Raw genomic sequence first — 8,657 nt, forward strand, 5'->3', positions numbered from 1 at the left:
ATCAAGGACTGGAACGACAATCCCCGGCCGTTCGTGTGGCACAAGACCGCCGACGAGATCCTCGCGTCCCTCGCCCGTTACTGCCGACGCATCACGAACTCAGGACACTAGCGGACCTGTGAACTTCCTTTGAGGCAGGACCACTTGGGCCGGCCTTCCGGAAGGACACAAGTGAAACAGGTCACTCGACCTGCTCAGAGGTGCGCGAAATCTCCGTCGATGGTTTACGGTTCATACATACGGGGTGCGCGGAGTCGAGATACCACTCCTCCGGACGTCTCCGTATGACAGCCCTGGCTGGCTTCCCCCGTCCAGCCAGGGCTTTCCCCTTTCTTCACACATGCCGAGGTGCCCTCGCCGCCGTCACGGGCTCCAATAGAACGCATGACCAGAGCGACCAAACTCCTCACCGCCCTCGATCCGCCCCAGCGCGAGCACCTGCTCACTCTCGCCGAGGAAGTCTCCTTCCCCGAGGACACCCGCATCTTCGAGGCCGGCGGCACGGCCGACCGCTTCTGGGTCATCCGCTCCGGCGCGGTCAGCCTCGACCAGCAGGTCACCTCCCAGCAACGCGTCACCGTCGCCAGCCTCTCCTCCGGCGACCTCCTCGGCTGGTCCTGGCTCTTCCCGCCCTACGTCTGGGACTTCGGCGCGGAGGCGTTCAGCCCGGTCCGCGCGTACGAGTTCCAGGCGGCGCCGGTCCTGCGGCTCTGCGAGGAGGATCCGGTCCTGGGGATGTCGCTGGTGCGGCTGGTGGCGGAGATCCTGGCGCACAGGCTGGAGCTGACGCGGGGGAGGCTGCTGGAGGCGCACAGGAGGGGGAGCTTGTAACAGGAGGGGGAGCCTGACGGGGAAAGCCGCCCCGCAGGGGCGGTTTCCAGGGGCGCGGGGCTGTATTTGATATGCGGCTACCGCCGCGTGGGCGCGACCAGCCACAACGGCGCAGCCCCCCACTCTCAAATGCGGTACCTCCGCAAAGCAGGCAGCGCCCCCGCGATCCCCAGCATCACCACCACAACCAGCACCCCACCCCCCGCCACAGCCGCCCGAGGCCCGAACGCGGCCCCCGCGGTCCCGTGCAGCACATCGGCAAGCCGGGGCCCACCCGCCACAACCACGGTGAACACCCCCTGCATCCGCCCCCGCATCTCGTCCGTGGCGGCGGACAACAAGATCGCCCCGCGAAACACCATCGACACCATGTCCGCGACCCCTGCGACGATCAGGAACGCAACCGAGAACCACAGGTTGAGGCTGACCCCCACCAACGCGATCGCGGCCCCCCAGACGACGACGGCCCCGATCACCATCACCCCATGCCGCCGCACCCGGGAGAACGTCCCGGAGAACAGCCCACCCAGCACGGCCCCCACAGGAATCGCGGCGAACAGCAGCCCCAGCGCGAGCCCCTCCCCGTACGGCGCATACGTCTCGGCGGCCATCTGCGGAAACAACGCCCGGGGCATCCCGAACACCATCGCGATGACATCCGCGAGGAACGACAGCAGCAGCACCTTGTGCCGGGAGATGTACCGGAACCCCTCCGCGATCTCCCGCACCCCGGCCCGCCGGCTCCCGCTCCCGTCGAGCGGCGGCAACGAGGGCAGCCGGTAGACGGCCCACACCGTCACGCACAGCGCGACCGCGTCGATCAGATACAGCTCGGGCAGCCCGACGACGGGAATGAGCGCCCCCGCGAGCAACGGCCCGGCGACCAGCCCCGTCTGCATGACGGTCGACCCGAGCGCGTTGGCGGCGGCCAGTTCCTCGGCGGGCACCAACCGCGCGATGGACGCGTTGCGCGCAGGCGAGTTGAGGCCGAAGAACGCCTGCTGCACGGCGAGCAGCACCATCAGCACCCCGACGGAGTCCACCCCCGCGAACGCCTGCACCCAGAACAGCAGCGAGGTGACGGCGATCCCCGAGTTGGTGATCAGCAGCAGCCTGCGCCGGTCCATCGCGTCGGCGACGGCCCCGCCCCACAGCGCGAACACGACCATCGGCACGAGCCCGGCGAGGCTCGCGTACCCCACCCACGCGGACGACCCGGTGATGTCGTACACCTGCTTCGGCACGGCGACGGCCGTCAGCTGGCTCCCGACGGCCGTGACGATCGTCGACGACCACAGCCGCCGGTAGGCGGGCCGCCGCAGCGGCCGGGTGTCCATCGCCCACCGCCGCCACCCCTTGCGGACCGGCGCCGGTTCGTCGACCGGAGGACTGCTCTCACTGGTATCCACGCACACCTGCTTGCTGGTTACATCTTTCGCTGCCGGGGATCAGTGTCGCAGCCCGGTACGACGATCAGCTCCCCGCGATCAGCGTGACGCCCAGCACGATCATCGTCGCCGCGACGATCCCGTCCAGCACCCGCCAGGCCGACGGCCGGGTCAGGAACCGGCCCAGCAGCCGCGCCCCGAACCCGAGCGCGGCGAACCAGCACAGGCTCGCGACGGCGGCGCCGAGCCCGAACGTCCAGCGCAGGGCGCCCCGGTCGGCGGCGATGGAGCCGAGCAGGAAGACGGTGTCGAGGTAGACGTGCGGGTTGAGCCAGGTCAGCGCGAGGCAGGTGAGCACCGCCCGTTTCACCGACCCGGTCGTGTCCCCCTCGGCCGCCAGCGCCCCCTGCGGCCTCACCACCCGGCGGACGGCGAGTGCGCCGTACCCGAGCAGGAACGCGCCGCCGACCCAGCCGACGGCGGTCAGCACCCCCGGCCAGGCCACCACCAGCGCGCCCACTCCCCCGACGCCGAGGGCGATGAGGAGCGCGTCGGACAGGGCGCAGATCGCGACGACGGGCAGGACGGCGTCACGGCGGACGCCCTGGCGCAGGACGAACGCGTTCTGGGCGCCGATGGCGACGATCAGGGACAGGCCGGTGCCGAAGCCGGCCACGGCGGCAGTGAGTGCTGGGGGCATGCCGTCCACGCTACGAAGTGGATCACCGCGCGTACAGCTAAAGATTCTTACGTAACATTAGTGATCGTGATGACTGATCTCCCCCTCGACCAGGTGCGGACCCTCCTCGCCGTCGTCGACGAGGGCACGTTCGACGCGGCGGCGTCGGCCCTCCATCTGACGCCGTCGGCCGTCAGCCAGCGCGTGAAGGCGCTGGAGCAGCGCACGGGGCGGGTCCTGCTGCTGCGCACCAAGCCGGTGCGGCCCACGGAGCCGGGCGAGATCGTCGTCCGGTTCGCCCGTCAGCTCGCCCGCCTCGAACGGGACACGCGCTCCGAGCTGGGGATGAGCGGGGAGGGTGAGGCGACGCGCGTGTCGGTCGCGGTGAACGCGGACTCCCTGGCGACGTGGTTCCTGCCCGCGCTCTCCGGGGTTCCGCAGGAGCCGCGCCTGTACTTCGAGCTGCACCGCGAGGACGAGTCACGGACCGCGCAACTCCTGCGGGAGGGGCTGGTGATGGCGGCGGTGACGGCGTCGGCGGAGGCGGTGACGGGGTGCACGGTCCGTCCGCTGGGCACGATGCGCTACCTCGCGTCCGCGCACCCCGCGTTCGCGTCCCGGCATCTCACCGGCCCGCTCGCCGAAGCCCTCGCCGTGGCCCCCGTGGTCACCTTCGACCGCCGGGACCGCCTCCAGGACACCTTCGTCCGGCGGCTGGGCGGGGACGGCGCGAGCGCTCTGCGGCACGCGGTCCCCACCTCGGAGGGTTTCCTCGACGCGGTCGCCGCCGGACTGGGGTGGGGCATGGTCCCGGAGGTCCAGGCGGCACCGCTGTTCACGGCCGGCCGCCTGCTCTCCCTCGCCCCCGACCGGCCGCTCGACGTCCCCCTGTACTGGCAGCAGTGGAAGCTCAACTCCCCCGCGCTGGCGGCACTCGCCGAGACGGTGACGGCCACGGCACAAACGCTCCTGCGCTGAGCCCCTTACGCCTTCAGCCGCGCCTCCGCGCTGTCCAGCAGCATCTCCAGCGCCGTCGGGTACGCGCTGGTCACCATGTACGTCGTCAGCAGGGGTGCCGCCTCCGCGATGCGTGGATGCGTGGTGGCCGGCAGGCGCGCGTACGTGGACTGCCACTTGGCGTCGTCGGCGCGCTGGGAGGCGCGCGGGAGGGCGAGGGAGGCGGCGTCGAGGGCGGCGAAGCCGAGGGTCTGGTCGATGAACGCGTGGTAGATCCGGACGGTCTCGGCCAGCGGGAACCCGGCCCGGCGCAGGACGGCGAGGACGGCCTCGTCGGCGGCCAGTTCGTTCGCGCGCCCGGTGACCCGGCTCGCGGTGAGCTGCGCGGCGTGGGGGTGGGCGACGTACGCCTCGTAGATGCGCAGGCCCACCGCGTGCAGGTCGGCACGCCACTGCCCCGTCGGCTCCCAGCCCTGGAGCGCCTGTCCGATGAGGGCGTCGCCGATCGCGAGGGTGAGGTCGTCCATGCCCCGGAAGTAGCGGTACAGGGTGCTGGGGTCGCAGTCGAGGGCGACGCCGAGGCGGCGGGCCGAGAGGCCGGCGCTGCCGTGCTCGCGCAGCATCCGCAGCGCCGTCTCGACGATGAGCCCCTCAGAGAGGACGGTGCCGCTCTTGGTGGGCCGGCGCCGGCGGCGCTTCTCCTCGGGGACGACCTGCTTGGCCACGGGACCTCCTTATGCCAACGCCATTGACCTTACGTCCCACGCGCACGTTGGATGCTCACAAGGCGCGCGCACCCCTGTAGCGACATATCGACAGGAGCCTTGTCATGCGTGTACTGCTCGTAGGAGCCGGTGGCGTGGGAACCGCCATCACCCGGATCGCCGCCCGGCGGCCGTTCTTCGAGGCGATGGTGGTCGCCGACTACGACCCGGCCCGTGCGGCGGCGGCCGTCGCGGCGCTGGACGGCGACGACCGTTTCACGGCGGCGTCCGTCGACGCCGCCGACCAGGCGGCCGTCCGTGACCTGCTGACCCGGCACGGCTGTGACGTGCTGCTCAACGCGACGGACCCGCGTTTCGTCCTCCCCCTGTTCGAGGCGGCCCACGCGGCGGGGGCCACCTATGTCGACATGGCGATGTCCCTGTCCCGCCCGCACCCGGACCGCCCGTACGAGGAGTGCGGCGTGAAGCTGGGCGACGCCCAGTTCGCGCGGTCCGCGCAGTGGGCGGATTCGGGGGCGCTGGCGCTGGTCGGCATGGGCGTCGAGCCCGGCCTCTCGGACGTCTTCGCCCGGTACGCGGCGGACGAACTCTTCGACGAGATCGACGAGATCGGCATCCGCGACGGCGCGAACCTGACGGTCGACGGCCTGGACTTCGCTCCCTCCTTCAACATCTGGACGACGATCGAGGAGTGCCTGAACCCGCCGGTGGTCTACGAGGCGGACCGGGGCTGGTACACGACCGCGCCGTTCAGCGAGCCGGAGGTGTTCGACTTCCCCGAGGGCATCGGGGAGGTGGAGTGCGTGAACGTGGAGCACGAGGAGGTGCTCCTGGTGCCGCGCTGGGTGGACGCGCGGAAGGTGACGTTCAAGTACGGGCTCGGCAAGGAGTTCGTCGACACCCTCAAGACGCTGCACCGCCTTGAGTTGGACCGCACGGCCCCGGTGACCGTGCCGACGGCCCGAGGCCCGGTCGTCGTCTCGCCCCGGGACGTCGTCGCGGCCTGCCTGCCCGACCCGGCGTCCCTCGGGGAGCGCATGCGCGGCAAGACCTGCGCGGGCACGTGGGTGCGGGGCACGAAGGACGGCGCCCCGCGCGAGGTGTACCTGTACCACGTCGTCGACAACGAGTGGTCGATGGCCGAGTACGGCAGTCAGGCGGTCGTCTGGCAGACGGCGGTGAACCCGGTCGTCGCCCTCGAACTCCTCGCGGACGGCGTCTGGTCGGGCACGGGCGTCCTGGGCCCGGAGGCGTTCCCGGCCCGGCCGTTCCTGGATCTGCTGACGGAGTACGGGTCGCCGTGGGGTCTGCGTGAGCAGTGAGGCGGGGGGTGGGGGGAACCCGCCGTGGTCCGGCGAGTTCCCCACAAGCCGCTAGGAGAGCTTCGGTTTGCCCGCCGTGTAGATCCAGGTGCGGAACAGCGGGCCGAGGTTCTTGCCGGACGTCCGCTCGGCGAGGCGCTGGAACTGGGCGGTGGTGCCGTGGCCGGCCCGGTGCTCGCCCGCCCAGGCCCGCAGGACACGGAAGAAGACGGCGTCGCCGACGGTCCCCCGCAGGGCGTGCAGGGTCATGGCGCCCCGCGCGTACACGGGCCGGGCGAAGATGTTCGCCCCGCTGCCGGGGTTCCCCGGCGGGAACGCCCACAGTCCGTCGCCCTCCGGGGCGGCGTACAGCGCGTCGAAGGTCTTCTGCGCGCTGTCCCCGCCGTGCTGCTCGGCGTAGAGCCACTCCGCGTACGTCGCGAAGCCCTCGTTGAGCCAGATGTCCTTCCAGGAGGTCAGCGAGACGGAGTCGCCGAACCACTGGTGGGCGCTCTCGTGGACCAGGGTGGAGAGGGAGGGCGCCCGGTCGTACACGGGCCGGGTCTGGGTCTCCAGGGCGTAGCCGACCTGCGGCGCGTGATCGACGATCGAGCCGGCCGCGCGGAACGGGTAGGGCCCGAACAGCTTGCTCTCCCAGTCCAGTACGGCGGGCAGTTGCCTCGTGACGGGCTCCGCCGCGTTCGCCTCGCGCGGGTCGATCGCGTCGTACACCTTGACGCCGCTCTTGGTCGTGTACTGGCGGACCTTGAAGGTGCCGACGGTCGCGGTGGCGAGGTAGGCGGCCATGGGTTCGGGCTGGTGCCAGCGGAAGGTGGTCCGGCCGTTCCTGGTCCACTGGCCGACGAGGACACCGTTGGCGACGGCGGTGCGGCCCTGGGGGACGGTGATCGTGAAGTCGTAGGACGCCTTGTCCAGCGGGTGGTTGTTCGCGGGGAACCAGGTCATCGCGCCCTGGGGTTCCCCGGCGACGAACGCGCCGTCGTCGGTGGGGATCCAGCCGTCGGCCGAGCCGTCGGGGTCGGTGACGGGGGCGGGGGTGCCCTGGTAGGCGACGGTCACACGGTAGGTGTGGCCCTTGCGCAGGGGGTGGGAGGGGGTGACGACGAGTTCCTGGCCGGAGCGGCGGTGGGCGGCCCTGTGGTGGCCGACCGTCAGCTCGGTGACCTTGAGGCCGTCGAGGTCCAGGTCGAACCGGGTGAGGTCCTGGGTGGCGCGGACGGTGAGGACCGCCCTGCCGGCCAGGCGTTTCGTGCCCGGGTCGTAAGCGAGCGTCAGGTCGTAGTGGGAGACGTGGTATCCGCCGTTCCCGGCCAGCGGGAAGTAGGGGTCGCCGACGCCCGCGTTCCCGACGGGTCCGGCGACGGCGGGGCTCGCGGCGACCAGGGCGGCGGTGAGGGCGAAGGGGGCTGCGAGGGCGAGACGTCTGGGGGGCACGGGCGCTCCTGCGTGAGGTGTGATCAAACGCCCCTCACATTAGGTAACGGACGCCCTGCGTTCGTCCCCCATTCAGGTCAAACCACGGAGTGTGATCATTCTCCGGGGGCTTAGGGTCGCCCGTATGAGCCTCCGTGTCCGCCGCGTCTACGACCCCGCCGAGCCGGACGACGGGCTCCGCGTCCTCGTCGACCGCCTGTGGCCGCGCGGCCTGTCCAAGGACGCGGCCCGCGTCGACGAGTGGCCCAAGGCACTGACCCCGTCGACCGAGCTGCGCCGCTGGTACCACGCGGGCGAGGGGACGTACGAGGAGTTCGCGGAGCGGTACGAGGCGGAGCTGGCCGCTCCCGAGGCCGGACGGCTCCTCTCGGCACTCCGGGAGTCGGCGGCGCGGGGGACGGTGACGCTGCTGACGGCGGCGAAGGTCCCCGGTGAGAGTCACGCCGCCGTCCTGCTGCGCCTCTTGAGCTGACGTCAGCTCACCGCGTCTGCCGCGCCGCCGCCCGTCCGGCCGCCCGGCCCGAGAACAGGCAGCCCCCGAGGAACGTCCCCTCCAGCGCGTTGTAGCCGTGCACGCCGCCTCCGCCGAAGCCGGCGACCTCGCCTGCCGCGTACAGGCCCGCGATGGGCGTGCCGTCGGCGCCGAGGGCGCGGGAGTCGAGGTCGGTCTGGATGCCGCCGAGGGTCTTGCGGGTGAGGATGTGCAGCTTGATGCCGATGAGCGGGCCGGCGGCGGGGTCCAGGAGGCGGTGCGGGGTGGCGACGCGGCCGAGGCGGTCGCCGATGTAGCGGCGGGCGTTGCGGATGCCCTGGACCTGGGCGTCCTTGCTGTAGGGGTTGGCGATCTGGAGGTCGCGGGCCTTGATCTGGCGGCGCAGGGTGTCCGCGTCGAGGAGGGGTTTGCCGGTGAGGCCGTTCATCTTCTCGACGAGCCGGTCCAGGGTGTCGGCGACGACGAAGTCGGCGCCGTGGTCGAGGAACGCCTGCACCGGGGCGGGGGCGCCCTTGCCGAGGAGCCGGTCGCGCAGGACGGCCTTGCGGTCCTTGGCGGTGATGTCGGGGTTCTGCTCGGAGCCGGAGAGCGCGAACTCCTTCTCGACGATCTTCTGGGAGAGCACGAACCACGAGTGGTCGTACCCGGCGATGTCCTCGGTGGTGCGCAGGTGTTTGAGGGTGCCGAGGGTGTCGTAGCCGGGGAGGCAGGGGTCGGGGAGGCGGCGGCCGAGGGCGTCGAACCACATCGAGGACGGGCCGGGGAGGATGCGGATGCCGTGGCCGGGCCAGATGGGGTTCCAGTTCTGGATGCCCTCGGTGTAGTGCC

At 71.6% G+C, this 8,657-nt stretch carries 9 protein-coding genes and 1 pseudogene; 5 read left to right on the top strand and 5 right to left on the bottom strand.

Features of this window, described 5'->3' with window-relative positions; all coding sequences use genetic code 11:
- Positions 1-111, top strand: a pseudogene (locus ACVNF4_RS28385) (IS630 family transposase); the annotation flags it as partial.
- Positions 112-384: 273 nt separating this feature from the next.
- A complete protein-coding gene (locus ACVNF4_RS28390) occupies positions 385-831 on the top strand; it encodes a cyclic nucleotide-binding domain-containing protein (protein ID WP_461805735.1) in 447 nt (148 codons plus the stop codon).
- Positions 832-956: 125 nt separating this feature from the next.
- On the opposite strand, the gene ACVNF4_RS28395 is transcribed toward ACVNF4_RS28390, so the two are convergent.
- Positions 957-2,240, bottom strand: coding sequence for an MFS transporter (locus ACVNF4_RS28395; protein WP_461805736.1), 1,284 nt, complete (start codon positions 2,238-2,240; stop codon positions 957-959).
- Between the two features lie 64 nt (positions 2,241-2,304).
- On the bottom strand, positions 2,305-2,919 hold the full coding sequence (locus ACVNF4_RS28400) for a LysE/ArgO family amino acid transporter (protein ID WP_461805737.1): 615 nt from the start codon (positions 2,917-2,919) through the stop codon (positions 2,305-2,307).
- A gap of 69 nt (positions 2,920-2,988) precedes the next feature.
- Between ACVNF4_RS28400 and ACVNF4_RS28405 the strand changes: the two genes are divergently transcribed.
- Entirely contained in the window at positions 2,989-3,876 is an 888-nt protein-coding gene (locus tag ACVNF4_RS28405) for a LysR family transcriptional regulator ArgP (RefSeq protein ID WP_461805743.1), read from the top strand.
- A 5-nt stretch (positions 3,877-3,881) separates the two neighbouring features.
- Here the strand turns inward: ACVNF4_RS28405 and ACVNF4_RS28410 are convergent, their stop codons facing one another.
- Positions 3,882-4,580 (bottom strand): TetR/AcrR family transcriptional regulator, encoded by a 699-nt coding sequence (locus tag ACVNF4_RS28410; RefSeq protein WP_461805738.1) that lies wholly within the window; start codon positions 4,578-4,580, stop codon positions 3,882-3,884.
- A 104-nt stretch (positions 4,581-4,684) separates the two neighbouring features.
- Between ACVNF4_RS28410 and ACVNF4_RS28415 the strand changes: the two genes are divergently transcribed.
- Positions 4,685-5,902, top strand: a complete 1,218-nt coding sequence (locus ACVNF4_RS28415; RefSeq protein ID WP_461805739.1) for a saccharopine dehydrogenase family protein — start codon at positions 4,685-4,687, stop codon at positions 5,900-5,902.
- A gap of 51 nt (positions 5,903-5,953) precedes the next feature.
- Here the strand turns inward: ACVNF4_RS28415 and ACVNF4_RS28420 are convergent, their stop codons facing one another.
- Positions 5,954-7,336: a M1 family metallopeptidase gene (locus tag ACVNF4_RS28420; RefSeq protein ID WP_461805740.1), complete on the bottom strand. Its 1,383-nt coding sequence runs from the start codon at positions 7,334-7,336 to the stop codon at positions 5,954-5,956.
- 124 nt (positions 7,337-7,460) lie between these two features.
- On the opposite strand from ACVNF4_RS28420, the gene ACVNF4_RS28425 reads away from it, so the two are divergent.
- Complete coding sequence (locus ACVNF4_RS28425; protein WP_461805741.1) at positions 7,461-7,808, top strand: DUF488 domain-containing protein; 348 nt, start codon at positions 7,461-7,463, stop codon at positions 7,806-7,808.
- 7 nt (positions 7,809-7,815) lie between these two features.
- Here the strand turns inward: ACVNF4_RS28425 and ACVNF4_RS28430 are convergent.
- The coding region (locus ACVNF4_RS28430; protein WP_461805742.1) for an FAD-binding protein at positions 7,816-8,657 on the bottom strand (842 nt) is incomplete at its 5' end.

The organism is Streptomyces sp. S6 (genome assembly GCF_054880855.1).

Excerpts from the sequence above, each read along its gene's own strand:
- ACVNF4_RS28390 (WP_461805735.1), top strand. The coding sequence starts at position 385 with ATGACCAGAGCGACCAAACTCCTCACCGCCCTCGATCCGCCCCAGCGC.
- ACVNF4_RS28415 (WP_461805739.1), top strand. The coding sequence starts at position 4,685 with ATGCGTGTACTGCTCGTAGGAGCCGGTGGCGTGGGAACCGCCATCACC.
- ACVNF4_RS28400 (WP_461805737.1), bottom strand. The coding sequence starts at position 2,919 with ATGCCCCCAGCACTCACTGCCGCCGTGGCCGGCTTCGGCACCGGCCTG.
- ACVNF4_RS28425 (WP_461805741.1), top strand. The coding sequence starts at position 7,461 with ATGAGCCTCCGTGTCCGCCGCGTCTACGACCCCGCCGAGCCGGACGAC.
- ACVNF4_RS28405 (WP_461805743.1), top strand. The coding sequence starts at position 2,989 with ATGACTGATCTCCCCCTCGACCAGGTGCGGACCCTCCTCGCCGTCGTC.